Genomic DNA, 24,912 nt, shown 5'->3' on the forward strand with positions numbered 1-24,912 from the left:
CTTAGCCTGTAAGACAAGATTATGAAATCTAATCAGGCGATATTTTTACTTTTTTTCATTACAATATTTCAAGCTCAAGCTCAAAAGGAAGCTAAGTATGATTACATCTCTAGCTATGGCGAACACGGCCATAGCAGTTTTGCATTAGTTCGGAAAGAAAATAACTATGGTCTTATTGATAGACAAGGCAAAGAGATTCTGCCGGTAGAATATGATAAAATCTATCGTTTCGGAGAGTCAGGTCTAAACTGGGCAAAACTTCAGAAAGATGGCAGGTATGGCTTTATTGATCGGTCAGGGAGTGTTGTAGTAAAACCAGTCTATGATCGCATTTATTCTTTTGGCGATAAGAATGTAAACTGGGCGATGATCCAAAAAAATGGTCTTTATGGTTTCATTGATCGGTCAGGAGCAGAGGTGGTTTCACCAATCTACAATAGCATCAATTCGTTTGGTTCGAATGGAGTTACCTGGGCTCGTGTACAGCGAGATGGCATGTATGGATTCATCGATCGGTCGGGGAAGGAAATTGTACCAACAGTGTACCAACGAATAGGGAGCTTTGGCTCCATCGGGACGGACTGGGCTAAAGTGGAACAAAACGGACTTGAAGGGTTTATCGATCGGTCGGGCAAAGAGGTGGTCACACCAAAGTATACCTCAATTTCTTCATTTGGAACAATTGCTGGTCATTGGGCCAGGGTTGAACAAAATGGCCTCTATGGGATAATTGAAAGAAATGGGAAAGAAGTAATCGCTCCAAAATATGAACGAATCTATGACTTTGGAAACAGAGGCGCGTCTCATTTAGCTATGGTGAAGAAATCAGGAATGTATGGTCTCATTGATAAATCAGGGCGTGAAGTCGTTCCTGCCATGTATGACAAGATCAGCTATTTTGATAGAGAAAATTCTAATTGGGCGCTTATTGAGAAGGACGGTAAGTTCGGTTTCATTGATAAGAGCGGTAAGGTAGTAGTTCCTGCAGCCATGACAGATCTAAGTAGCAGCTTTCATGAGCTAAGCGACCATTTCAGCTCACGCGGCTCTCACATAGGAGAAATTGGTGCAGTAAAGAAATATTGGATCAGTGATTTTGTAGGGAAATACGCATTGCTCAAGAGCAAGAAGACCTGGGAAATAGGTGTGGTAAATAAGAACTTTGAGGTGGTGGTACCTGTAGAATACAAGAAAATTCTGGTAGATCAGACAGGAAGTATTCATGTATGGAAATGAAAAAAGCCTCTTATCTGGAAATAAGAAGCTTTTTTCTCAAGGAGTATTTTTTTTAAAAGACTTCTGCAAAGAGTGCCTGCATTTTAGCCCAGCTTGCACTATCAGCTGCTGCGTTGTAGGCCAGTGGCATACCGAATTTAGCAGCTAATGAATCGGCGTCCTTACTTGTGAATGAATGCACGGCACCTTCATAGTTAATAAACTCATAGCTTGCACCAGCAGCATCCATTGCAGCTTTATAATCAGTGATTTGCTGCTCAGTTACAAATTTGTCTTCAGCGCCATTTGCAACTAGAATTCTACCTTTTACAGAGCCAGCTTCAGGCATTACAGGAAGTCCAAGTCCTGCATGAAATGCGGCAACTGCGTCTAGCTCATAACCTGCATTCGCCATGCTAAGTACGGTGCTTCCTCCGAAGCAATAACCTATCGCCCCGATTTTTTCACTATCCACATTTGGATGACTTTTCAGCGTTTCTAAGGCGGCTTCAAATCTTGCTTTTGCATCATCGAAGTTGCCCATGACCATGCCGGCGAAAGCTCCAGCTTCATCTGGATGAGCAGCCTGCTTACCATCACCATACATATCGACTGCAAGCGCGACATAACCCAGGCCGGCCAGCATGTCTGCTCGTTTTCTAGAGTATTCATTGTGTCCCCACCACTCATGTACAACCAAAATCCCAGGACGTTTTGAAGAGTCATTTACATCCAAAGACAAGTAGCCTACCATTGTAGTGCTATCAGAGGCGTAAGTTGTGACCTTGCCCAAAACTCTGGCTTCTACAACTTCTGGCTCATTGCTTTCTGATTCTTTTTCTGCGGAGGTGCAGGCCACTACAAACATTCCGATAAGGAATGCATAGATCAGTTTTAGTTTCATCATATTAGGTTTTAAAGATTTCTATAAAGGTAAAACATGAAAATAAGATGAGATGTTCTATGGGATTCAATCTTTGATTCTTAGCTCATCTGACAGCTCATTTGTGTCAGTATCCTTCCTAACAAAACCGTTAGTGATTAGCAGATTTTTACAGAGATTGATTCCATTCACCAGACCATCTCCGATTTGCTTTCTTTTTAAGCCATCAGTAATTAGAGCCACGACATTTTCCCAGTCTTCTTTCTTAACTTTTTCATTGATTCCCTCATCGCCAATAACCAACACGATATGTTCAAGACGACTGATGTATATTAGAATACCAACGTGCTCATGGGTATCATAGATTTTTTCGTTTAAAAATGCCTCTTTGGCTCGGAGAGAAACCATTTCCAATGCACGCTCGTCCGAAACAATTAACCGTTTGAGCACTGGAAATAGGATAGGTAAAAAGTATCCAGCTAGCATAAGGACAATCACTAGCATAAAAGCCTCAATAAAGGAAAGAGGCGGAAGACTCCATGTATATGAAAGTAGCGCAATAACTGCCAATCCGGCAACTCCAAGAAGGGCGGCAATGTACCAGGATGTTTCTGTGTAATTATCACTCTTTCGCGCAAAGAAAGGGACAATCTCGCCACAAGACTCTTTTTCGAGAGCCTCTACAGCCTCTTTAACCTGATGTTTTTCTGCCTCTGTAAATGTGTATTTTTTCATAAACTCAAATGTTTTACCAACCTCCCGATGCTCCCCCACCTCCGAACCCCCCACCTCCACCAGAAAACCCTCCACCAGAGAAACCGCCACTAAATCCACCGGAGTAGCCTCCAGAATAACCTCCATAGTATCCACCACCTCGGCCTCCTCTACCACCTGAGCCAACTCCATTTAAGAACACCATTGCAAAAAATGAGGCAAAAAGAGCTGCTACGAAACTCACAAGTATCCAGGATGTCAAAAACACAAAAGAAATCATGATAAGATTGCTTTTGAGATTCCCAATTTTTTTGGTGAGATATGCTTTCACTATGAATACGAAAAAGATCAGGACAACTATTCCAATAAAAAGTGCAAACGAATAATCATCTTCTCTGTCACTCGTGGATGTTCTTGTTACTTGCGGTAAATCTTCTCCATCAATTAATGAGATGATTGCTTCGACTCCCTCTTCAATTCCAAGGTAATAATCACCGTCTCGAAAATGTGGTACGATAATATTATTGATGATACGCTTAGCATACGCATCCGTAATTGCACCTTCCAATCCATATCCAACTTCTATCCTCAGCTTGCGATCATTTTTAGCAATAATCAACAAAACGCCATCATCTATATCTTCTCTGCCCAGCTTCCACTGATCCACCACACGAATGGAAAACTGCTCGATTGATTCACCTTCAGTTGATCCTATGATAAGAATTGCCAGCTGGCTACCTTTCCGTTCCTCCAGGCTTTTCAATTGATTGGTCAGAATACGTTCTTCAGATTCATTTAAGAGGTTAGCCAAATCAGTGACACGATCCTTTAGATGAGGTACACTTTGTAATTCCTGACTATAAACGTGAGATGCTAAGACAGCAACACAGCATGCAAAGACTATTGATTTTAGGTATGATTTCATATCTTCGATGAAAATAACAAAATAAGATGAATAAGCGACTAATCACAATTCTGATCATTGTTGTAGCACTTTTTCTTGTTTACAACTTCTTTGCAGGCAAGTATAACCAGATGGTAATTCTGGATGAGGAAGTAAATACAGAATGGGCCAACGTTGAGACGCAATATCAGAGGAGATATGACCTTATTCCTAATCTAGTAAATACCGTAAAAGGGTTTGCTCAACAAGAAAAAGAAGTGTTGACCCAAGTGACAGAGGCCCGTGCCAAAGCGTCAAGCATTCAAATAGATCCTTCAAACCTGAACGCTCAGACGATGCAAAATTTTGCCAATGCCCAATCCAACCTGAACTCAGCGCTTTCAAGATTACTTGTGACTGTGGAGCGCTATCCGGATATTAAATCCAATCAAAACTTTTTGGAACTTCAAGCCCAATTAGAAGGAACAGAAAATCGAATTTCGGTAGCTCGAACCCGCTACAATGAAAAGACAAAAGGCTATAATACGTATATACGAAAGTTTCCCAATACGATGCTTGCAGGGATGTTTGGTTTTGAACGTAAGCCACTTTACGAAGCAACAGAAGGAGCTGAAGATGCTCCAACTGTTCAGTTTTAATTTATTTCAATGTAAAGTTGATGGGTACGACCATTTGAACTCTCACACGGATGTCTCCTTGTTTGCCTGGAAGGAACTTAGGAACCTTTTTCATGACCCTGATTGCTTCTTCGTCGCAACCTGCACCAATGCCTTTCAAAACTTTAAGGTCTGTTAATGTGCCGTCCTTTTCTACAACGAACTGAACGACAACTCTTCCTTCTATTCCCATACGCTGGGCTTGCTTGGGATAATGAATGTTTTTACCCAGGAACTTATAGAAGTTCTGCATACCTCCTTCAAAGGTGGGCATTACTTCAGCCCAGTTCTTAGGAGCCTCGTCCACTTTCTCTTCTGAAATTTCTGTTGGAATTAAAATTACCACAGACTCTTCATCAGTAATTTCCGCATCTATGGTCACTTCTATTTCCTCTTTAGGCTCTTCAACTGTGGATTTAATTATAGGTGTAGATGGAGGTGGTGGAGGGGGCGGTTTGATGTCTGTTGGAGGTACAATGAACTCGTCAACAGACTCATACTCTTGATTAAATGAATGCATAACCGGCTCAATTGGGGATTTCCATTCAAATGCTAGCAGTGTTAAGGAAAGTGAGATGATCATACCAATACCAAAAAACAAAGGTCTTTTGTGTTCCAGGTCATACTTTTTGTTTTTCTTAAGTTCCATAATTCAATACTTTGTTAGGTTATCAATCAATTGATCGAAATAAAAGCATGAATCGTGCCTGAAATCAATTTAGAAAGTCATTGAAGTGCTTGGAAAGGTCAGCATATACTTCTTTGCGAGGCAAAAGATCAGCGGCATCAATTTCCGTCAATGGGCGGTAAACGGTCTTCTGTGAATCCTGAAGATACTTTTCACAGTTTTTCAAATCCTGTAGAATCGGATTGGAATAATCTAGTGAACATGCGTGTCTGAATTCTTCGAGATAGCTATTATACCACAGGCTTACACTACTCAAAGCAACAAGTGAGGTGAAAAATGTTTCGAGCGAATGTTCCCTCCCTGCGACAAATGTGAGTACGCTTCTATCTTCAATGGGCTTGGAATAGAGCTCCCACAGTTTGAGAATATTCTCAGATTTATCAGCATCCGCATGGTAGAGAATATCGGTTCTATAAAGGGAAGAAATGACCAGAGGAGATCCTTTCGCCAATGATTGTATGACTGACTTAAAGCTCCTGGAGGTCTGATCTCTAAAATGAAATCGAGGGGCCTCTTTTCCCTGAATGTGGATGTAGTGAAGCATTGTTAGTGATTACTTTAACTGGATTTTATCTAGACTGTTTCAGCTCCAGCAGAAATAAGTAACTGTACAATTTCTTCCTGACGGTGATTTCTCGCAAAAGTCAAAGCATCTACTCCCTCATTATTGGTCAAAAGAACATTTGCACCTTTCGTAATGAGCATTTCAGCGAGTTCATATGATCCTTTGAAACATACGCCCATTAGTGCTGTGTTGCCGAGTGCGTCCTTTGCATCAACATTTGCACCTTGATCGATAAGCAATTCAGCTATTTCTTTCTGACCTAAATAGGTTGCAAGTACCAAAGGGGTAAATCCCCTTTCATCGGGTCTATTCACAATTTCTGGCTGTGCCTCCACAAGCTGTGCAAGCGGAGCTATCTGACCAGATCGAATAAAACTCATTAACTCCATCAGGTGGTATTTAAAAGGGTTCAACCCATATGAATTGAACCCTATGTTATTTTTTACCCTAAATCGAACCGATCCAGATTCATCACTTTGTCCCAGGCGGATACAAAATCATTGACAAACTTCTCTTTTGAATCCTCGCATGCATAGACTTCTGCTATTGCACGAAGCTCTGTATTTGATCCGAAAATCAGATCGGTTCTGGTTCCGGTCCATTTTACGTTACCTGATTTTCGGTCAGTCCCTTCGAAGTATTTATCATCAGCTGCAGTAGCCTTCCATGTGATGCCAAAGTCTAGCAGGTTCACAAAGAAATCATTACTGAGTGTTCCAGGCCTGTCCGTAAATACGCCATGCTTTGATTGGTCATGGTTGGTATTCAATACACGCATACCTCCTATTAATACGGTCATCTCAGGCGCGGTAAGTGTTAAGAGCTGTGCCTTGTCAACGAGCATCTCTTCGGCGGCAATGGGTACTCTTGTATTTTGATAGTTCCTAAATCCATCTGCTAAGGGTTCCAGAGCTGCGAAGGCTTCTGCGTCGGTTTGTTCAGCGGATGCATCCGAACGCCCAGGAGTAAATGGAACCACCACATTCTGTCCAGCATCTTTAGCTGCTTTTTCAATGGCTGCGCCACCCCCCAAAACAATCAGGTCGGCAAGAGAAACATCCTTACCAAAATTACTTTTCACTCCTTCCAAAGCTGCAAGCACCTTCGCTAATTGCTTGGGATTGTTCGCTTCCCAGTCTTTTTGCGGCGCCAGTCTGATCCGAGCGCCATTTGCTCCACCTCTCATATCTGAGCCTCTAAAAGTTGAAGCAGAAGCCCATGCTGTAGAGACCAGCTCAGAAACAGCTAATCCGGAATCCAAAATCATTACTTTCAATGCTGTCACATCTGAGTCACTTAGCGAGTGAGTAGCTGCGGGAATCGGATCTTGCCAAATCAATTCTTCTGAAGGTACTTCAGATCCTAAGTAACGTGCAATGGGTCCCATGTCTCGATGAGTAAGCTTATACCATGCACGTGCAAATGCATCAGCAAACTCTTCTGGATTTTCATAGAAGCGCCGGGAAATTTTCTCATATGTAGGATCCATCTTCAATGCCATGTCCGCAGTTGTCATCATCAGAGCCTGCGATTTCGATGAATCTCCTGCAGCAGGTGCTTTTTTAGCATTAGATGCTGCTGTAGGTGTCCATTGATTTGCTCCTGCAGGACTCTTTGTTAATTCCCATTCATAGCCGAAGAGTACTTCGAAATAGTCATTATCCCACTTTGTTGGGTTTGGTGTCCATGCACCTTCTATTCCACTCGTAATAGTGCTATCTCCATGGCCACTTCCAAAACTATTTTTCCATCCCATGCTTTGTTCTTCAATGCCTGCGCCTGCAGGCTCTCTACCCACATGTTTGTCAGGGTCAGCAGCACCATGTGCTTTACCAAAGGTGTGACCTCCGGCTACCAGAGCTACTGTTTCCTCGTCGTTCATTGCCATTCTACCAAAGGTCTCTCGGATATCTATAGCTGATTTCAACGGATCGGGATTGCCATTAGGGCCTTCAGGATTTACATAAATCAATCCCATCTGAACGGCACCTAGTGGATTTTCTAACTCACGATCTCCTGTGTATCGTTTATCTCCCAGCCACTCAGTTTCTGCACCCCAATAAACGTCTTCTTCAGGTTCCCACACATCTGCTCGTCCACCGGCAAATCCAAATGTTTCAAATCCCATGGATTCTAAAGCACAGTTTCCAGCTAGAATCATTAAATCAGCCCACGAAATTTTTCTTCCGTACTTCTTTTTAATCGGCCAAAGTAAAAGTCTTGCTTTATCAAGGTTCCCATTGTCAGGCCAGCTATTTAGAGGAGCAAAACGCTGCGTACCTGTTCCACCTCCACCACGCCCATCCTGAATACGGTAGGTACCTGCACTGTGCCATGCCATTCGAATAAATAGTGGACCGTAGTGTCCATAATCAGCAGGCCACCAATCTTGTGAATCTGTCATCAGGTCATACAGATCTTTTTTTAAGGCTTTTAAGTCTAGCTTCTTGAATTCCTCAGCGTAGTTAAATCCATCATCCATAGGGTCAGACTTGGATGAGTGCTGTCGGAGAATATTCAGTTTAAGTTGGTTTGGCCACCAGTCGCGATTAGAGGTACCGCCACCTGCACCTTGATTTAGAATGCCGCCTAAATAAGGGCACTGGCTTGCATCACCATTATTATTGGATGTATGATTAGTCATATTGGTAAGGGTTTAATACTTTAACTAGAGTAAATCTAGTATTACTATAATTTATAAATTTTATATGGCTATAAGCTCAACCTATGTAAAAAACTTAGTTGTTCTGCTGTTTGTTTTCACTGGTGCCAGTGGATTTACTCAAGACGCTAAAAAGTTCAATACAAAATATGGACGTGAAGATTTGGACTTAGTTCCTGAAGCACCAGATTATACAGAACTGAAATATTGGGTGGCACATCCTGATGTTGATGATATGGCTGATTTGGTGCCAGGGAAAGGTGAATTGAAAGAATATCAGTCGACAGCAGATGTAGATATCTTTTTTATCTATCCAACCATTTATTCCAAAAAGCAGCACAAAGACCATCCGTGGTTTGCAGATGTGAATGATGAAAAACTCAATAAGGAAATAGCAAAATCAACAATTAAATACCAGGCATCTGTTTTCAATGCCTCAGGAAAAGTATATGCTCCACTCTATCGGCAGGCTCACATTGGTGTGTACTACGCAGATAACCTACCTATGAAGGTAGAAGCTTTGGGGTTTGCCTATCAGGATGTGAAAAAAGCATTTCAGTATTACCTGGAAAACTGGAATGAAGGCCGACCGATTATCATTGCTTCGCATAGTCAGGGGACCAATCATGCGGTGACTTTGCTACGAGAATTTTTTGAAAGTAAGCAACTCATGAAGCAGCTTGTGGCGGCATATATTGTAGGCATGCCATTAGACAAAGGGACATTTTCGTACATCCCACCTTGTGAGAATCCTGATGATGTTGGCTGTTGGCTCACGTGGAATACATATGCCCGAGACTATTATCCTCGTAACCATGACTTTTGGTATGCTGACGCGCTCAATATAAACCCCTTGAGCTGGACAAGTGATACCGCCTACGTTTCGTGGGGGAAAAATAGAGGAGGGATATTAAAGAATTACAAAAAAATAAGGCCTGGATTATCTGACGCACAGACTGTGGATGGCATGCTTTGGATCAATAAATTGAAATTTTTCTGGAGTTTTCTAATCAATTGGGATCGATATCATGTAGTGGATTACAATCTATTTTATATGAACATCAGGGATAATGTAGAGGAACGTGTGACTAAGTATTTGGAGGAAAATAAGGACTAGCCTTCTTCATACTCATCTAGAAACTTGGGAAGTAGGTCCATCATGAGTTCATATATGGCAAATTCTGAGGAGGTAGCTAGATATTCGTCCGAAAAATTGCAATATGAAATGAAGCTTGTGAGTTTGTCGCCCTCCAGTTTCGTGTTTTCACTTACCCATTCTCTGGTGAATTTTAGCCGAGCCTTGTCGGTCGTATACTTTGTCCGACGAATTTGCTGCATCTTCCGCTTTTCTTTCTCCTTTTTACTGACAGAGTGATGGATAGCAGAAATAGGATGAAAAAATACGAAAACAGGGTTTAGATATTCACTTTTCTCCATCTGTGGATAAGGATCCATCACTACTCGGGGTACTCTAAAGATTACGAAGGTGGTGTCTTTAGGCTGTTCCTTTATCACAAGATCTTTGAATCTTTCGTATTCTGGAAATTCACCTACAACAACTTCATCCAGATAAATGGTATTAACAGGAAGGAGAAATTCAATTTCTTCAGATTTAAACCAAGTGGAATCTACAATCCAAGCTAATGTTTTGTGACCTACGCTGGAGAAAACGATTGTATCTCCGATTTGTCCTGGCATCTGAAATTTTCCTTCCGCATTGGTGGAGGTTAAACTGCCAGCATCAATGTTTTGGATGTGAACGCCTATTAAGTCTTCTTTAGTAAGACTATCTTTCACTATACCATAGACATAGCTTCGTTGAGCTGTGGAGGAAAAACAGCCTGAAATGATCAATGCAATGAAAATGAGCTTTTTCAAGTATCCAAATATCTGTTTTTAATAAACGCGGTTTTTTGATTTAGGATTATTTAACATTTCACTCTTCTGTCGGTTTATAGAGCATGATTGAAATCAAAAAGCATTCAGGTATCTATACATTAACAGTAATGCAACAATTGCCGATCAAGTTGCTTGAAGCATGGAAGTTTTTCTCATCCCCCAAAAATCTGACATTGATCACACCTAAGCATATGGGGTTCCAAATAACTTCGTGTGAGCAGGAAAACATGTATGCAGGGCAAATGATTACTTACAAAATTTCTCCTTTTCCAAGAATAAAAATCAACTGGGTCACTGAAATCACCCATGTAGATGACAAACTGTTTTTTGTAGATGAGCAGAGATTTGGCCCTTATAGCTTATGGCACCATGAACATCATTTTAAAGAAAACGAAAATGGTGTTTTGATGACTGACCGAGTTTCATATAAAATACCTTTTGGATTTCTTGGAGGCATAGCACAGTCGCTTTTTGTGAAAAGACAATTGATGGAGATTTTCAACTATCGAATAATAGCACTGAAAGAGATGTTTGGCGAGTAGTTTATGCAGATGAGTTATTTTAGTTGTAAATAACTAATTGACTCTTGAAGAAGTATCAATTTTCGTTTCTATTGGTTCTAGCTAATTCAGCAGTCATCTGTTTTTTATATTTCACTATCGATAGCCACAGACTAAAGATTTTCAAAGAATACTTGGCGAAAGATGTAGTTATCGTTAAGTATGAGGATTTAAATGGAGATGGAGAAGAAGAAGAAATCTTAGTTAGAGACTACAACAACATCTATTCAGTTTTTAATATCAGATCAGAAAAAGATCATATTTCTGATTTAAAAATTGAAGGAAAGATAAAGTCATCTAGCGCCATTTATTTCCATGATATGGATAATGACGGCATTAAGGAGATATGGTCCATAATGCGCTATCAAGATACAATTTGGCTAAAATATAGCGATCTCTATTCAGTCAAGGAATCGTATCCAATTATTCCCGTAAATAATGATTATTCATTAGAGAACTATGATTATCTAATCGAGATTGCTGGCATTTTTGACAAATACGTTGTTTTTTCAATTAACGCAGGATATCCATTGGAACCCAGAGCCATTTATTCATTTAATTGGAGTACTAAGAAATTCAATAGAACAGAGGATGAAGGATCGTTAGTACTTAATCCCTACTTTTTTGATCTTGACAAAGATGGAACTCCGGAGATCATTACTCGATCTTTTGCTCCTGAAAACATCCATTATGATGTTCCTTTTACAGATAGCTCATCTTGGCTTAGAGTATTTGACTTGAATCTTAATCACTTCTTTGAGCCAACTGAATACTCACATAGTTCAAGTAAGATTACCGTACTTCCGATAGAGACTGATTCCAGTAATTACCTTGCTGTTTCATCGAGGTATGGACGTAATGAGGAAATCGATCCTTCTATATCGCTGATAGACACTAACGGAAAAATCATTAAGGAAAAAGAGGGACAAGAGAGCAGTAAACTTTTTCAATACGGCAATAAACTCTTTTCCTATAATGAAACAACTAAAGAGATCTATGAACTAACTGCCAACCTCGAACGAAATAAGTTTATGGTTAAAGCGGAGGTGCCTTTAAATCCAAGTGGTAGTAAAAATAGAATTGCAGCCTCAAGCGACTTTCTTGTAGCGTCAAAGCGTGAACAGTTACTTTCTGTGATAGCTAATGATTTACGATCTGAAACAATTTACCAGATTGACTATCCAATAATTAATCATCCAATATGGAGCGGATCCAATATTATTGTCCACACGGCAGAAAAAATTTACTTTTTTAATTATAAAGCCCGTGATAAATCAATTAAATGGCTCATCATTTTATGTTTCATCTGTGTACAATTGACGATTATCCACGTTCTGAAAAAAAGAGCAAAACTTGCAGGCACAAAGAATAAAGATTTTATCATACTGAAATCTGGAAAGGAAAGAGTCAAATTAAAATTCAATGAAATTCTCTATTTGAAGTCTGCTGGTATAGGCCCATACACAGATCTTTTTCTAGCCAATCAGGATAAACCTTTGGTTATTACCAAAACTCTTGGAGCAGTACATGTAGAATTACCTGATCAATTTATTAGAATATCAAGATCCATTGTAGTTCGAGAAGATTTGATCAAAAAAGTTACTAGAAGTGATCAGTTGGTTGTGATCTCTATTAAGGGTGAAGAGATTCACATGAAAGCGTCCAGACCAAGATTGGATGATTTACCCTTTTAAATATTTGCCCCTTAAGTTTTAGCGGGCATTAAATAAAAAAAGCTATTGGTTCCTTAATTAAGTATTGCACGGCTTTATAATTAAGGGTTATAAAGATTCAATTTGAAAGAAAAAAGATTATGAAAAAATTAATTTTGTCTTTCATAGTAGTGTGCATATGCTGTCTCACTAGTTGCTTCCAAGACTACTTTCCGCCTCACGGGGGAGGAGGTGGTTCTGACCCTGAATTACCGGATCCTGTTGCATATTATAAATTCAATGAAAATGCCTTAGACGAAACCTCCAATAATGACGGAGAGGTCAATGGCGCTAACTTTGTTGCTAGCCAAGCAGGCGAGGAATCAAGCGCAATCCAATTTGATGGTATCGATGATTTTGTGCAGATTCCACGTTCTGAAGATGTAAATTTTGGTAATGAGGATTTTACTATTTCTCTGATGGCGAAAACAAGTACGTCCGATGAGGGAGTACTTCTATCGACAAGAAATACATCAAGTTGTTCGCAAGCCAGCGGCCCAACAGTAACGCTAGCAATTGGTTCTGATAGATCTTTCCGGGCAACTCTGCGAGGTTCCAACAATGTAAAATACGGCATCATTAGTAGCATACCAGTTAACGAAGATGAGTGGACACTTCTGACATTGTCTCGAGAAGGGGGATTAATAAGGATGTACGTGGAGTCAGAAGAGACTCAACTAGTCATTAGTGAAACTACAGATTTTACTACGTCAAGTGATTTATACTTAGGCCGAACCATATACTGTAGCGGTAATTATCTGAATGCCACATTAGATGAGCTTCAAATATTTGATAAGTATGTCGATATTGACACTATTATTAAGATTTATGATTAAATGAAAAGGGGGTTATTTTGACCCCCTTTATTATTTGAGACGGCAGATACTAGTATCTTTATTGGTGGTAATTGACCTAAACCTGAAGAAATGGATCGTCGAAAAGTATTAAAAGGGCTGGGGCTTGCTGCAGCCAGCCTTCCATTTATATCTGCTAACGCTCCCCGCCCAGGAATTACTGAATATCAGCATTTATTTAATGATGATCTGACGGCCGATGAAAAATTCTGGAAGAAGTTTAGAAAGGACTTTTATGATGTCCCAAAGGACTTTATTAACTTAGAGAATGGATATTTTGGTGTGCAGCCACTGCCTGTTTTTGAAGCCTATATCAAAAACATTGAACGTGTAAACGTCAATTCATCGCGATATCTTCGAACAAAGTACAGTGACGATTTTAACTCGATTGTTGAAGATCTTTCAAGCTTTACCGGAATAGATAGTGGTGAGGCATTAATCACCAGAAACGCCACGGAAGCTCTAAACATTGCCATCCAGGGTTTGAATTGGAATGAAGGCGATGAAGTCATACTTTCTGGTCAAGACTACTACAGCATGATTGAGACTTTTGAAATGCTGGAAAAACAGAAGGGCATTAAGATCAAGCGCATTAAGATTCCATTGCTGCCGCAAACGGATGAAGAAATTCTGGTGAGTTATGAGAATGCAATAACACCAAAAACAAAAGCGATTCTGGTGACACACATGATCCATCTGACTGGGCAGATTATGCCTGTCAAGAAAATTGCAGATCGGTTCAGGGCCCAAGGCATTGAGATCATTGTCGATGCTGCACATAGCTTTGCTCAAGTAGATTTTAAGCTAAGAGACCTGGGCGCCGATTTTGTTGGAGTAAATCTGCATAAATGGTTTGGGAATCCATTGGGAGCTGGCTTGCTTTATGTCAACAAAGATCGCGTGAAAGATTTAAGGCCACTCTTTGGTGATAGCGGAGATAATGAAAATGACATCCGGAAGTTGGGCCATTTCGGTACGCTTTCCGTTCCTACAGTAATTACAATCCCGGTAGCGTTGGAGTTTAATCAAATGGTGAGTTTGCCGCGGAAAGAAAAGCGCCTTCGATACCTGCAAAACTATTGGACTTCTCAGGCTAAGGACCTTCCTGGAGTGATGATAACAACACCTTCAGATTCTAATAGAAGTTGTGCGATTGCCAGCTTTAAGATAGAAGGAATGGAAACCAAAGAGGTTATTTCAAAGCTGTATGAAAAGACAAAAGTGTTTACAGTGATTAGATACCTGGAAGATCAAGAGGTGGTCCGAGTGACACCAAATCTGTATAACCTAACCGGCGAATTAGATATATTCTTAGATGGACTAAAGTCAATTACTTAATACTCAGATTTATGAAAAACCTGTTAAAAATGGAAGAACTTGCCATGTTTCTTCTATCCATTTACCTCTTCAGTTTGCTCGATTATGCCTGGTGGATTTATTTGTTTTTTATTCTAACTCCAGATATAGGAATGCTTGGTTATCTGGTAAATCCAAGACTTGGAGCTACAGCTTATAACCTGTTTCATCATAAGGGAATCGCTTTGATTGTTGGATTTTTGGGCTTTTGGTGGGGAATTGTGGAACTACAACTTGTGGGTGTCATCCTTTTTGGACATGCAAGCATGGATCGAATCTTTGGGTATGGATTGAAGTTTAGTGATAACTTTAAACATACACACCTCGGAAATTTATAACGATGGAAAAATCACCGTTCCCAACAGAAGATATGGCGCTCACTACTATTTTGGTGGTGTCAGAGATGAGTAGGGCGAAAGATTTCTATCAGGATGTGTTAGGCGCAGAGATCTATCGGGAATATGGTGGGGATTCTTGTGTTATACGGTTTCTAGGAAACTGGATCTTGCTTGTGACAGCTGGTGGACCAACTGATGATAAACCGGATACTCAGTTTGTTCCTCCGTTAAACCCCGAGAACGTAAGTCATTCATTTACCATACGAGTAAAAGACTGTATGGGATGCTATGAAACTTTGAAAGAGCGAGGCGCAGACTTCCTTACACCTCCGGTAGATTGGGGAGCTGAAATCCGTGCTTTCTTCAGAGACCCTGATGGGCATTTATTTGAGATAAGTCAGGCATAGCTTTGATCTCGATAGTAATTCCCACACTCAACGAAGTAAGCAACATCAGCTCAACCATTGAGCACACCATTCGTTGTGCGTCCGAGCCTAATAATTTGGCGTTCATTGTAGTAGATGCCGGAAGCGAAGATGGAACGCTCGCAAGCATCAGCAATTCGATGATTCTAAAGTTTAGCAAACCTGATTTCAAACTCAGAAAATACAAGAGTCTCAATTATGGGTTACAGAAGTCTGCAGGTGATGTAGTCCTTTTTCTGGATGCAGACACCTTATTGCCAGCGCATTTTGATGCATCTATTCTGAAAGCACTGGAAGATAAAAAAGTAGTAGGCGGAGCATTCGAATTTTCATTTCAAAAACCGGATTGGAAGCTATGGCTGCTTACAATTGTCAATCGAATACGGTATCGGTTTGGCAAGATTTACTATGGTGACCAAGCAATTTTTGCCCGCAAAGAAGTGCTAGATCAACTTGGTGGATTTCCTGAAGAAGCTTTGATGGAGACGGCTTACTTATGCAAATCACTTCGAAAGAAGGGAAAGTTGGCACTGATGAAACCCGGCATAGTAACGTCTCCTCGACGATTTAATGAACATGGCTTTTTTAAAGTGGCCTGGTTTGACCTCAATATGTTTATTCGTTTTAATTTAGGACTTCCTGTCTCCAGCTATGCCAATAAATACTGGGGCAAAAACCTTAATTAATAGATGAACCAGCCCCTTGTATCTATCATTATGGCAGCTAAGGATACTGCTCCATACTTACCCAAATGCATCGATTCCATTATTCGTCAGACCTACAAAAACTGGGAGCTAATTGCAATCAATGATCATTCTTCTGACCGCACTCCCGAGATACTCAATTGGTATGCTGAAAAGGATGATCGTATCAAAGTGGTGCATAGCAGGCGCCATAAGCTTATACCGGCATTGAAGGAAGGATATATCCAAGCCAAAGGAGAGTTGATTAATCGCATGGATTCGGATGATAAGATGCCGGATGACAAGCTGGAGGTTTTAGTGAATGAATGGATGAAATATGGAAAGGGTCACATCATAGCTGGTGGCACAGAACATTTTGTAGATAAGGGCGAAGTTGGCGATGGTTTTCGTCGGTATGAAGTGTGGCTCAATGAAGTAGCGAAAAACGAAACGCATTATCAGGAGATTTATCAGGAATGTGTGATCCCATCGCATTGCTGGATTATCCATAAAGATGACTTTGAAGCAGTAGATGGATTCAACCCAGAGGTGTATCCCGAAGATTATGATTTATGCTTTCGATTTTACAAAAAGGGTCTCAAGGTTCACGGGATTGACAAAGTACTCCATTATTGGAGAGATCGATCCGATCGGATTTCGAGGACATGGGAAGAATACAAAGACAACCGCTACTTCGATATGAAGTTGCGCTATTTTTATCTGATTGATCGTAAAAGAGAGCGGCCTCTCGTGCTGTGGGGGGCTGGAAGGAATGGAAAAGATTTGGCTAAGCTCTTACTTGAAGAGGAAGACACCTTCCATTGGGTGTGCGACAATGAACGTAAAATCGGTAAGGATGTCTATGGAATAAAAATGGAGCACTTCAATGAAATTCCTTCATTTAAGAATGCGCAGATTCTTGTTGTAGTGACCTCCCCGGATGATAAGACTGCTATCAGGAATCAATTAGACCAGTGGGGGAAAAAACCTGTTGATGATTATTGGTTTTTCGCATGAGCAACACTCCCAGGCATATTCTCCCAATCATCGTTATAGCTCAGTTCTTTTGCACCTCTCTTTGGTTTGCAGGAAATGCTGTAATGCCTGACCTGGCGATAAAGTTGGATTTACTCAATGCAGATATCGGTCATATCACCTCGGCGGTACAACTTGGCTTCATCATTGGGACCCTTATATATGCAGTTCTAACCATTGCAGATCGTTTCAACCCGTCCAATGTCTTCTTTGCAAGCGCGATCTTAGGTGCTGCATTTAATATGCTCGTCCTGCTGGATGTATCCTTCAGTCAGATTCTTATTTATCGTTTTGTCACGGGGTTTTTTCTGGCTGGAATCTATCCCGTAGGCATGAAAATCGCAGCAGACTATTACGAAAAAGGGCTTGGCAAAGCGCTTAGCTTTTTGGTTGGGGCATTGGTGCTGGGGACTGCTTTACCTCACTTGATTGCGAGTTATGATACTTCGTTTGATTGGCAGGTGGTGATAGTAGCTACTACTTGTTTGACTGTTGTCGGCGGTTTGCTAATTAAGCTCCTTGTCGGCGAAGGTCCTTATCGCAAAAAAGGACAGAAGCCTCGTTTCAGTCAGATGAAGCAGGTGTTTCAAAACAAACCCTTTCGCGCAGCTGCTTTTGGCTACTTCGGACATATGTGGGAACTGTATGCATTTTGGGCATTTGTACCGGTGGTGATTCAAAACAATGGCCACCTTCGTCTATACGAGAGTGAGGTGATTTCTTTTCAGTCATTCCTGATTATCGGAAGCGGAACTCTGGCGTGTTTTCTGGGTGGATATATTTCTGAAAAATTCGGAACTCAAAAAACAGCAGGAACCTTCCTTTTTCTATCAGGTCTTTGCTGTTTGATATCTCCATTCGCTTTTGAAATTGGCAGGCCTTATTTTATCGCTTTTATGGTTTTTTGGGGAATGGTGGTCATCGCAGATTCCCCTTTGTTTAGTTCATTAGTAGCGCTTAGAGCTGCTCCAGAACTGAAAGGTACCGCATTAACGTTGGTGAATAACATTGGATTTACCATTACCATCTTCAGCATTCAATTATTGAGTTATCTGATGGTTAACCATGATATGAAATTCATATTTATGGTGCTTGCTATCGGGCCATTTTTCGGTACGATCACACTCACACGTAAATAAGCTACTCACACGTAATCTTTCTTACGTTCGAGTATTCTTAGTAAATTCAATTTGCAATCAAACCCTATCACACATGAATAACAACCTAATCGTTACACTTCTTCTATTTTTTTTAGGAAGTGAAATAGCGGCTCAGATCAATGCCCGTATGCTTCGGGAACCAGATGTATCACAAACCAACATTGTCTTTGTTTACGCAGGCGATATCTGGACAGTTCCAAAAACGGGGGGCACAGCAAATAAGTTAAGTTCTCCTATGGGAGAAGAAAAATTCCCTAAATTCTCACCTGACGGAAGCCAAATTGCCTTCACAGCCAACTACGATGGCAACTGGGATGTGTATGTTATTCCAGCAAATGGAGGTATTCCGAAACGATTAACGACGCACGGAGGCTTTGATCAAGTTTTAGAATGGCATCCTGATGGAAGCAAAATTCTATTTGCTTCATCTCGTGAAAGTGGACGTCAGCGATTTTCACAATTCTACGAAGTAAATATCAACGGTGGGTTGCCCAAAAAATTGGTTTTGCCATATGGTAGCTTGGGATCATATTCTCCAGATGGTACAAGTATCGCATTTAATTTTAAATCGAGAATAAATAGAACCTGGAAGCGGTATAAAGGTGGCTGGGCCCCTGATATATGGACGTATGATCTAGCCACAAACACTTCAGTTAACATCACAAATAATGCATCAAGTGATGAATTTCCGATGTGGGGAGATGGTAAAATTTTCTATTCTTCAGATAACGGACCAAATAGCAGATACAATCTATGGTCTTACGATCTGGCTTCAGGAAGCAATACACAAATCACAGATTATTCAGATTTCGACATTCATTTTCCTTCCATTGGACCAGAAGAAATTGTTTTTGAAAATGCTGGGAGGCTTTATCTCATGGATCTCTCAACTCAACAATCTCGTGAGGTAGATATTGAAGTCATTACAGACCAGCTTTCATTAACGGAAAAGATGGTCGATGTCGGCGATAACATGAACTGGTTTGATGTTTCACCGGATGGGAAACGACTTATCGTTTCTGCTCGCGGAGATGTCTTTTCTGTTCCATCTGAAAACGGAGTAACACGTAATATTACCAATAGCGACGGAGCGCACGATCGCTTACCAAGTTGGTCTCCAGATGGCAAAAAGATTGCCTACTGGAGTGATAAAAGCGGTGAATACCAGCTGATGATTTATAACACTGAATCACAAATTACTGAGACGTTGACAAAATATACTTCAGGGTTCAGGTATCAGCTCTTCTGGTCACCAGACAGCAAAAAATTAGCATTCGTCAATCAGGCAATGGAATTCAACTATTTCGACCTGAACACGCGGCAAACTTTCAAAATGGACGAGGGGCTTTTCATGTTTCATGGAGCTTTGAGGAATTTTTCCTTCTCATGGTCTTCCGATAGTAAATGGATTGCGTATTCCAAAGACAATGCAAACTATAATCGATCGATTCATCTATATGATACACAGTCAAAGCAAGGGTATAAAGTCACCGGAGAATTTTACAATGATTTTTCACCGACGTTCGATCCCGATAATAACTATCTCTTTTTTCTCACAAATAGGAATGTCAGTCCAGTGTATTCTGACTTTGACAACACATTTATCTACCCAAATAGTACCATTATGGCTGCTGTGCCATTGACGCAAAAGACTGATAATCTATTGAAGCCAAAAAATGATGAAGTAGAAATCAAGAAAGAAGATGCAGACGATGAGAATGGCGATAAAAAGAAAGGCAAAAAGAAAGGAGACAAAGAGGAATCCAGCACTCCTGTGAAAATTGATATAGATGGGTTTGAACGGAGAATTATCCTCTTACCAATTGATGCTGGAAATTATGGTGGATTGGAAGCCGTATCAGGAAAAATTGTTTTTATGCAGTTTCCAAATTCTGGGTCAGCTGATAGAAGTTCTGCGATTAAGTACTATGACATTAAGGACAGAGAGGTAAAGACTCTGATGGGAAATGCTAATGGATTTGAGATAGCTGCAAATGGTGAGAAAATAGCAGTTTCAAGTGGAAGCAAAGTCAGTGTGGTGAGCATTAGTGAAAGCCAAAATATGGATAAACCTGTAAGCATGTCCAATATGAAAATGACAATCAACCCAATGAATGAATGGAAGCAAATATTCCGTGAGGCATGGAGATTGGAGCGTGACTATTTCTACGACAAAGAAATGCACGGCTTAGATTGGGTAGCTGTAGGCGAGCAGTATGAAGCACTCATTGCACAATGTGTGACACGATGGGATGTCAATTATGTGTTAGGTGAATTAATCGGCGAATTGAATGCTTCACATACGTATCGTGGAGGTGGAGATCAAGAAAGATCCTCAAATGTGAATGTGGGATATCTTGGAATTGATTGGAAGAAAAGTAACAACTTCTATCAAGTGGGTAGAATTGTACGTGGAGCCTCTTGGGATGCCGAAGTACGCTCTCCGCTGGATGAAACGGGAGTTAACATCAATGCAGGGGATTACATTCTGGCGGTAAATGGAGTGCCAATTGATGGATCTAAAGATCCATTTGCGTCTTTTCAAGGGTTGGCTAATGAGACAGTAGAGCTGACAGTGAACAATACAGCCTCAATGACAAATTCGAGAAAGGTTTTAGTAAAAACCATGCCAAGTGAATCTCGCCTTAGACATCTTGAGTGGATCGAGGCAAATCGCAAAAAAGTAGACGAAATGACCAACGGTCGTGCCGGATATATTTATGTTAGAAGTACAGGTATCGATGGTCAAAATGAACTGATAAGACAATTCACCGGACAATTACATAAAGAAGCTTTGATCATCGATGAAAGATTTAATAGCGGCGGTCAGATTCCAGATAGATTCATTGAAATGCTTAACAGAAAGCCACTTGCATACTGGGCTGTCCGCGATGGAGAAACCTGGTCATGGCCTCCTGCTGGAAATTTTGGTCCAAAAGTCATGCTGATCAATGGATGGAGTGGATCCGGAGGTGATGCATTTCCTGACTATTTCAGAAAAGCAGGCTTGGGACCCTTGATCGGATCGCGCACATGGGGTGGGCTGATTGGAATCTCTGGTGCACCATCACTAATAGACGGAGGAGGGGTTACTGTCCCTACCTTCCGAATGTTTGATCCAAGTGGCGAATGGTTTAAAGAAGGTCACGGAGTGGATCCGGATATTGAAGTAAAGGAAAATCCTGGCCAGCTTGCCCAAGGAAATGATGCTCAGCTACAACGAGCCATAGATTATATCAACGAACAACTTAAAAACTATCAAGGAAAGCCAATGGCTCCTACAAAAGAGGATAGGTAAATATCACTGAGAGGTTGTCTTTATAGGCAACCTCTTTTTTATTTACGTTTCATCGTAAACACTTCCGTCCACTTCTTGTCTCCATCTTTGAGATCCAACCTGATCTCTAACTCCGTGTCTGACTTAAGCTCAAATACCAGACCTTTTAAAACGATTTTGTTTTCAGTAAACTCAATCAACTTAAAATGGACAAAGTCTTCTTTGGTTTCCCAGGCCATCATATCAGGATTAAAATGTTTTAATCTGAGCCCGGTAGAATCCATGACCATAAACTCGTAGAAATTAAGACTTCCATCACCTTTGTGATGTCTATAGGTACCCATCATTGTTCCATCAGCAGAAGGCTGAGACCACATTTCTTCAGAAGTACCACCGAAACCATCTCCAGTCCATGTTCCGGCGAGCCAGGCATAAGGAACAGACTGCTGTGCAGAAGCAGCAGAACCTGTAAGGATAAAACCAATAAAAAGTATTTGTAGCTTCTTCATTTTTAGGAAAAGACGAATTATGGGTATTTAACTGGACAATTCATCTCGTATTTTCTTAAGTCGCTCAGGTTCGTGTGCGATCCATGTTTTCAGCAAATCATTCATCATTGCCATAAATTTTTTTACCTGGAGCTCATCGTTCATCGGATTATCAAGAAATTTTTTCAAATCGGCTAAAGCGGGATTGGTTTTCAGTTCGTCATTGCTGAGCATCCACGAACCCATTGACCACTCCTTGAACACACGTGCATCCGTAAAACCTTTGATCCATTGGGTTACGTTCTTGTGTCGAGGGTCTCGCCAGATTTTATCAAACAGTTCGTTCACATTCTCTTCTGATCCTTCAAAGTACTGCATGAACTTATTTTCTATGCCTAATAGGATGCCCGTGATGTTATTCTTCAGATTATTTTTTTGAGAAGTTTCAGTGATTTCCATCAAAGTCTTCAAAGTCAATTTTTCCCTTGGAGTGCTTGTGTAGATGGTAAAGTAGGTCATGGCTGAATTCGGTGTAAATGGAATTTAATAAAAATGTGTTCTTAAATGCCATTGTCTTTATGGATATTTAGCCCAATGAAAGCAATACTGCGGTTCATCTTTTTTGTTTTTGTCATTTTTTTGATCTTTTCAGGGGTCATTGATTTGTTCCAATCCGAAGTAGGGGATCTCCCTGTTTGCGAGGATAGCTATATGGTAATTAATGTCAGCAATGATCGTTTGCACCAGCGAGAGTGGGACATGGTGGATTATTCAAGATCGTTCTGTACGAGGTATGAATCAGAAGAGGAGGTGAGCCTTTTGGCAGGGAAAAAAAGGAATGAAATGACCATTAACCTGGATTCTTATGAAAATCTATGGGGTAAAATTTATGCGGAGTTGGTTAAGGAAAGTAAGCCTCAGATTGAATTTTTGGCAGATTCGTTGGTTCGAATTTCCAAAGAGAAAAACTTTTCTAGAAGTGAGATGGCAGAGTTGATAGTGACCTTTGTTCAAGACATACCTTACAGCTATGTTCGTGTAGAAGACTGCTCTGAAGCCAACAATAAAGGAAAACCCTGTATTGGACATATTGCCTTTGGATTGCTCTCGCCGTATGAATTTCTACATTCACTATATGGTGATTGTGACACACGGGCTGTTCTCATCTATTCCTTGTTGGAGACTCTTGGCTTTGACCCGATGATTGTGGTTAGCAATGAATATGCACATGCGATGCTGGCACTGAACATTCCAGCATCTGGAGATCATTTGAAACATCAAGGTAAGAACTACTACTTTTGGGAAACAACAGGAAAGGGGTGGCCCATAGGAATGTTGCCACCAAATTCAAATAATATTAATTACTGGAAAATCGCATTAGTCAATGGACGCTAACATCGCACTTTTGGCCATTATTGAAATTATCTCAGCTATCACGATTGGGATTTTTATCCTTGCATTGACATACAAAATCGTTCAATGGGTAGGCAGGAAGTATTATAGGATACAAGACTATAATTTGTCTTACAGCATCTTTGTTTCGGCAATAATCCTATCTGTTGGAATCATGATCAGTGGGATTGTTCAGCCATTGATATCCTCATTTAGGCTCTTAAATCAACGTGCAGATAGTTTCAGCTTAGCCTTCGAATACATTGCCACAGGTGCCATTTACATTGCTATTGCCTATACAGCTACAGTGCTCATTGGATTGATCAGTACGTTTCTTTATAGCAAGCTCACACCAATCGATGAGTTTGAAGAGATTCGAAAAAACAACGTTGGTGTTTCTTTGATTATAAGCAGCATTTTGGTCACACTCACCCTTCTTACAAAGGATGGTGTGATGTTACTAATAGAAGCAATTATTCCATATCCTGAGCTGCCTCCACTCTAGTTTTTCTTCAAGGTTGATGCCAGAACAGATACTTGTAGCTCTAAGCGCTTGATTTCTCTAATAGTTGCATTTTTATTCATTTCAATGAAATGGAAGATCTTGATCATGGAAACTCCCATCATCATGGTAAAGAATCCCGCTCCAAACTGGATCATTTCTCTGGTTTCGGATGTTCCAAAAAAGCGATACCCAAAGTATACAGCAAAGCCGAGCATCACGAGTTGAATAAAAAAGGTTAGGCCATTAAGCCATTTCATTTTACCGTGAAACAATACGCCAAACATTTCCAACATGCCTTGCTCATCGTAGGAGTCAAACAATTCTTTCTCATCTTCAGACAATGCTTCTTTTATCATTTGATCGATTTCTTCATTCTTTTTCATCTTGATATAGTTTTTGTTCTAAAATGTTTTTTAAGTATTCGCGTCCACGAAAGAGGCGTGATTTGACGGTCCCAAGTGGCAAATCCAGTAAGCCACTAATTGTGATCATGGATAAATTTTCTTGATAGAATAGTTTGATCACGACTTGTTGCTCCTTTGGGAGCTGATCGATGGCCTGTTTGAGGGCACCAATCGTTTCTTCATCCGGGCGGTTGGTTTTTTCGGCAAATTCTATTTGGACAACTTTTCGAATTTCTTCCCTTTTACGATTGGTCTGATTGGACCTGATCCAATCAATAGCCATGTTGGTGGCGATTCTTAGCGACCAGCCCTGGAATGCGCCGGGATCATGGAGTGTCTTTATTTTTTTGATAATTGCAATCCAGGCTTCCTGTACAATGTCTTGAGAGGCCGAAGCGTCTTTCGTTGTATGGTAGACCCTGCCAAGCATTTTGGGATTCCAGCGTTTGACCAAAAGTTCAAAGGCTTTACGATCCCCAGCCTGGCAATTAATCACCAACCATTCCTCGATTATTTGATCCGAAGTTTTCATTTACT

At 40.6% G+C, this 24,912-nt stretch carries 27 protein-coding genes; 15 read left to right on the forward strand and 12 right to left on the reverse strand.

Annotated elements, in window-relative coordinates:
* Nucleotides 1-21: 21 nt before the first annotated feature.
* Complete coding sequence (locus ABJG98_RS11265; protein WP_348279617.1) at nucleotides 22-1,236, forward strand: WG repeat-containing protein; 1,215 nt, start codon at nucleotides 22-24, stop codon at nucleotides 1,234-1,236.
* 52 nt (nucleotides 1,237-1,288) lie between these two features.
* On the opposite strand, the gene ABJG98_RS11270 is transcribed toward ABJG98_RS11265, so the two are convergent.
* From ABJG98_RS11270 to ABJG98_RS11280, 3 genes are all read right to left on the reverse strand, one after another.
* Nucleotides 1,289-2,122, reverse strand: coding sequence for a dienelactone hydrolase family protein (locus ABJG98_RS11270; protein WP_348279618.1), 834 nt, complete (start codon nucleotides 2,120-2,122; stop codon nucleotides 1,289-1,291).
* A 63-nt stretch (nucleotides 2,123-2,185) separates the two neighbouring features.
* Nucleotides 2,186-2,833, reverse strand: coding sequence for a hypothetical protein (locus ABJG98_RS11275; protein WP_348279619.1), 648 nt, complete (start codon nucleotides 2,831-2,833; stop codon nucleotides 2,186-2,188).
* Nucleotides 2,834-2,846: 13 nt separating this feature from the next.
* Complete coding sequence (locus ABJG98_RS11280; RefSeq protein WP_348279620.1) at nucleotides 2,847-3,737, reverse strand: YgcG family protein; 891 nt, start codon at nucleotides 3,735-3,737, stop codon at nucleotides 2,847-2,849.
* A gap of 26 nt (nucleotides 3,738-3,763) precedes the next feature.
* Here ABJG98_RS11280 and ABJG98_RS11285 point away from each other — a divergent pair, with 26 nt between their 5' ends.
* Nucleotides 3,764-4,354: a LemA family protein gene (locus tag ABJG98_RS11285; protein WP_348279621.1), complete on the forward strand. Its 591-nt coding sequence runs from the start codon at nucleotides 3,764-3,766 to the stop codon at nucleotides 4,352-4,354.
* A gap of 1 nt (nucleotide 4,355) precedes the next feature.
* Here the strand turns inward: ABJG98_RS11285 and ABJG98_RS11290 are convergent, their stop codons facing one another.
* From ABJG98_RS11290 to katG, 4 genes are all read right to left on the reverse strand, one after another.
* Nucleotides 4,356-5,021, reverse strand: a complete 666-nt coding sequence (locus tag ABJG98_RS11290) for an energy transducer TonB (RefSeq protein WP_348279622.1) — start codon at nucleotides 5,019-5,021, stop codon at nucleotides 4,356-4,358.
* Nucleotides 5,022-5,085: 64 nt separating this feature from the next.
* Nucleotides 5,086-5,604 (reverse strand): hypothetical protein, encoded by a 519-nt coding sequence (locus tag ABJG98_RS11295; protein WP_348279623.1) that lies wholly within the window; start codon nucleotides 5,602-5,604, stop codon nucleotides 5,086-5,088.
* 29 nt (nucleotides 5,605-5,633) lie between these two features.
* Nucleotides 5,634-6,005 (reverse strand): ankyrin repeat domain-containing protein, encoded by a 372-nt coding sequence (locus tag ABJG98_RS11300; protein WP_348279624.1) that lies wholly within the window; start codon nucleotides 6,003-6,005, stop codon nucleotides 5,634-5,636.
* Between the two features lie 62 nt (nucleotides 6,006-6,067).
* Nucleotides 6,068-8,269: a catalase/peroxidase HPI gene (katG, locus tag ABJG98_RS11305; RefSeq protein WP_348279625.1), complete on the reverse strand. Its 2,202-nt coding sequence runs from the start codon at nucleotides 8,267-8,269 to the stop codon at nucleotides 6,068-6,070.
* Nucleotides 8,270-8,333: 64 nt separating this feature from the next.
* On the opposite strand from katG, the gene ABJG98_RS11310 reads away from it, so the two are divergent.
* Nucleotides 8,334-9,404, forward strand: coding sequence for a DUF3089 domain-containing protein (locus ABJG98_RS11310; protein ID WP_348279626.1), 1,071 nt, complete (start codon nucleotides 8,334-8,336; stop codon nucleotides 9,402-9,404).
* Here the strand turns inward: ABJG98_RS11310 and ABJG98_RS11315 are convergent.
* Nucleotides 9,401-10,165, reverse strand: coding sequence for a carboxypeptidase-like regulatory domain-containing protein (locus tag ABJG98_RS11315; RefSeq protein ID WP_348279627.1), 765 nt, complete (start codon nucleotides 10,163-10,165; stop codon nucleotides 9,401-9,403). The genes ABJG98_RS11310 and ABJG98_RS11315 overlap by 4 nt on opposite strands.
* Before the next feature lie 83 nt (nucleotides 10,166-10,248).
* Here ABJG98_RS11315 and ABJG98_RS11320 point away from each other — a divergent pair, with 83 nt between their 5' ends.
* The 10 genes from ABJG98_RS11320 to ABJG98_RS11365 all read left to right on the forward strand — a co-directional run bounded on the left by ABJG98_RS11320 (nucleotide 10,249) and on the right by ABJG98_RS11365 (nucleotide 21,607).
* Complete coding sequence (locus ABJG98_RS11320; RefSeq protein WP_348279628.1) at nucleotides 10,249-10,728, forward strand: SRPBCC family protein; 480 nt, start codon at nucleotides 10,249-10,251, stop codon at nucleotides 10,726-10,728.
* Between the two features lie 44 nt (nucleotides 10,729-10,772).
* Entirely contained in the window at nucleotides 10,773-12,440 is a 1,668-nt protein-coding gene (locus ABJG98_RS11325) for a LytTR family transcriptional regulator DNA-binding domain-containing protein (protein WP_348279629.1), read from the forward strand.
* 119 nt (nucleotides 12,441-12,559) lie between these two features.
* Nucleotides 12,560-13,294 (forward strand): LamG domain-containing protein, encoded by a 735-nt coding sequence (locus ABJG98_RS11330; RefSeq protein ID WP_348279630.1) that lies wholly within the window; start codon nucleotides 12,560-12,562, stop codon nucleotides 13,292-13,294.
* 90 nt (nucleotides 13,295-13,384) lie between these two features.
* Complete coding sequence (locus ABJG98_RS11335) at nucleotides 13,385-14,650, forward strand: aminotransferase class V-fold PLP-dependent enzyme (protein WP_348279631.1); 1,266 nt, start codon at nucleotides 13,385-13,387, stop codon at nucleotides 14,648-14,650.
* 11 nt (nucleotides 14,651-14,661) lie between these two features.
* Nucleotides 14,662-15,006: a DUF4260 domain-containing protein gene (locus ABJG98_RS11340; protein WP_348279632.1), complete on the forward strand. Its 345-nt coding sequence runs from the start codon at nucleotides 14,662-14,664 to the stop codon at nucleotides 15,004-15,006.
* A 2-nt stretch (nucleotides 15,007-15,008) separates the two neighbouring features.
* Nucleotides 15,009-15,413: a VOC family protein gene (locus tag ABJG98_RS11345; protein ID WP_348279633.1), complete on the forward strand. Its 405-nt coding sequence runs from the start codon at nucleotides 15,009-15,011 to the stop codon at nucleotides 15,411-15,413.
* A gap of 2 nt (nucleotides 15,414-15,415) precedes the next feature.
* On the forward strand, nucleotides 15,416-16,117 hold the full coding sequence (locus ABJG98_RS11350) for a glycosyltransferase (protein ID WP_348279634.1): 702 nt from the start codon (nucleotides 15,416-15,418) through the stop codon (nucleotides 16,115-16,117).
* Between the two features lie 3 nt (nucleotides 16,118-16,120).
* Nucleotides 16,121-17,131: a glycosyltransferase family 2 protein gene (locus tag ABJG98_RS11355; RefSeq protein WP_348279635.1), complete on the forward strand. Its 1,011-nt coding sequence runs from the start codon at nucleotides 16,121-16,123 to the stop codon at nucleotides 17,129-17,131.
* Nucleotides 17,128-18,288 carry an MFS transporter gene (locus ABJG98_RS11360; protein ID WP_348279636.1) on the forward strand — a complete coding sequence of 387 codons (1,161 nt, stop codon included), beginning with the start codon at nucleotides 17,128-17,130 and terminating at the stop codon, nucleotides 18,286-18,288. The genes ABJG98_RS11355 and ABJG98_RS11360 overlap by 4 nt, the downstream gene beginning before the upstream one ends.
* A 73-nt stretch (nucleotides 18,289-18,361) precedes the next feature.
* Nucleotides 18,362-21,607 (forward strand): PDZ domain-containing protein, encoded by a 3,246-nt coding sequence (locus ABJG98_RS11365; protein WP_348279637.1) that lies wholly within the window; start codon nucleotides 18,362-18,364, stop codon nucleotides 21,605-21,607.
* Between the two features lie 38 nt (nucleotides 21,608-21,645).
* Here the strand turns inward: ABJG98_RS11365 and ABJG98_RS11370 are convergent, their stop codons facing one another.
* Together ABJG98_RS11370 and ABJG98_RS11375 are read right to left on the reverse strand one after the other, a co-directional pair.
* Nucleotides 21,646-22,095 carry a DUF6265 family protein gene (locus tag ABJG98_RS11370; RefSeq protein ID WP_348279638.1) on the reverse strand — a complete coding sequence of 150 codons (450 nt, stop codon included), beginning with the start codon at nucleotides 22,093-22,095 and terminating at the stop codon, nucleotides 21,646-21,648.
* A gap of 27 nt (nucleotides 22,096-22,122) precedes the next feature.
* Nucleotides 22,123-22,593 (reverse strand): BLUF domain-containing protein, encoded by a 471-nt coding sequence (locus tag ABJG98_RS11375; protein ID WP_348279639.1) that lies wholly within the window; start codon nucleotides 22,591-22,593, stop codon nucleotides 22,123-22,125.
* 75 nt (nucleotides 22,594-22,668) lie between these two features.
* Between ABJG98_RS11375 and ABJG98_RS11380 the strand changes: the two genes are divergently transcribed.
* Nucleotides 22,669-23,469: a hypothetical protein gene (locus tag ABJG98_RS11380; protein ID WP_348279640.1), complete on the forward strand. Its 801-nt coding sequence runs from the start codon at nucleotides 22,669-22,671 to the stop codon at nucleotides 23,467-23,469.
* A complete protein-coding gene (locus ABJG98_RS11385; protein WP_348279641.1) occupies nucleotides 23,459-23,971 on the forward strand; it encodes a DUF350 domain-containing protein in 513 nt (170 codons plus the stop codon). Before ABJG98_RS11380 ends, ABJG98_RS11385 begins: the two co-directional genes overlap by 11 nt.
* On the opposite strand, the gene ABJG98_RS11390 is transcribed toward ABJG98_RS11385, so the two are convergent.
* Nucleotides 23,968-24,354, reverse strand: a complete 387-nt coding sequence (locus ABJG98_RS11390; RefSeq protein WP_348279642.1) for a DUF6768 family protein — start codon at nucleotides 24,352-24,354, stop codon at nucleotides 23,968-23,970. The genes ABJG98_RS11385 and ABJG98_RS11390 overlap by 4 nt on opposite strands.
* Nucleotides 24,341-24,907, reverse strand: coding sequence for a sigma-70 family RNA polymerase sigma factor (locus ABJG98_RS11395; protein WP_348279643.1), 567 nt, complete (start codon nucleotides 24,905-24,907; stop codon nucleotides 24,341-24,343). Before ABJG98_RS11395 ends, ABJG98_RS11390 begins: the two co-directional genes overlap by 14 nt.
* Nucleotides 24,908-24,912: the final 5 nt, after the last annotated feature.

The sequence above is a fragment of the Ekhidna sp. genome, assembly GCF_039960695.1.
Classification (GTDB): Bacteria; Bacteroidota; Bacteroidia; order Cytophagales; family Cyclobacteriaceae; genus Ekhidna.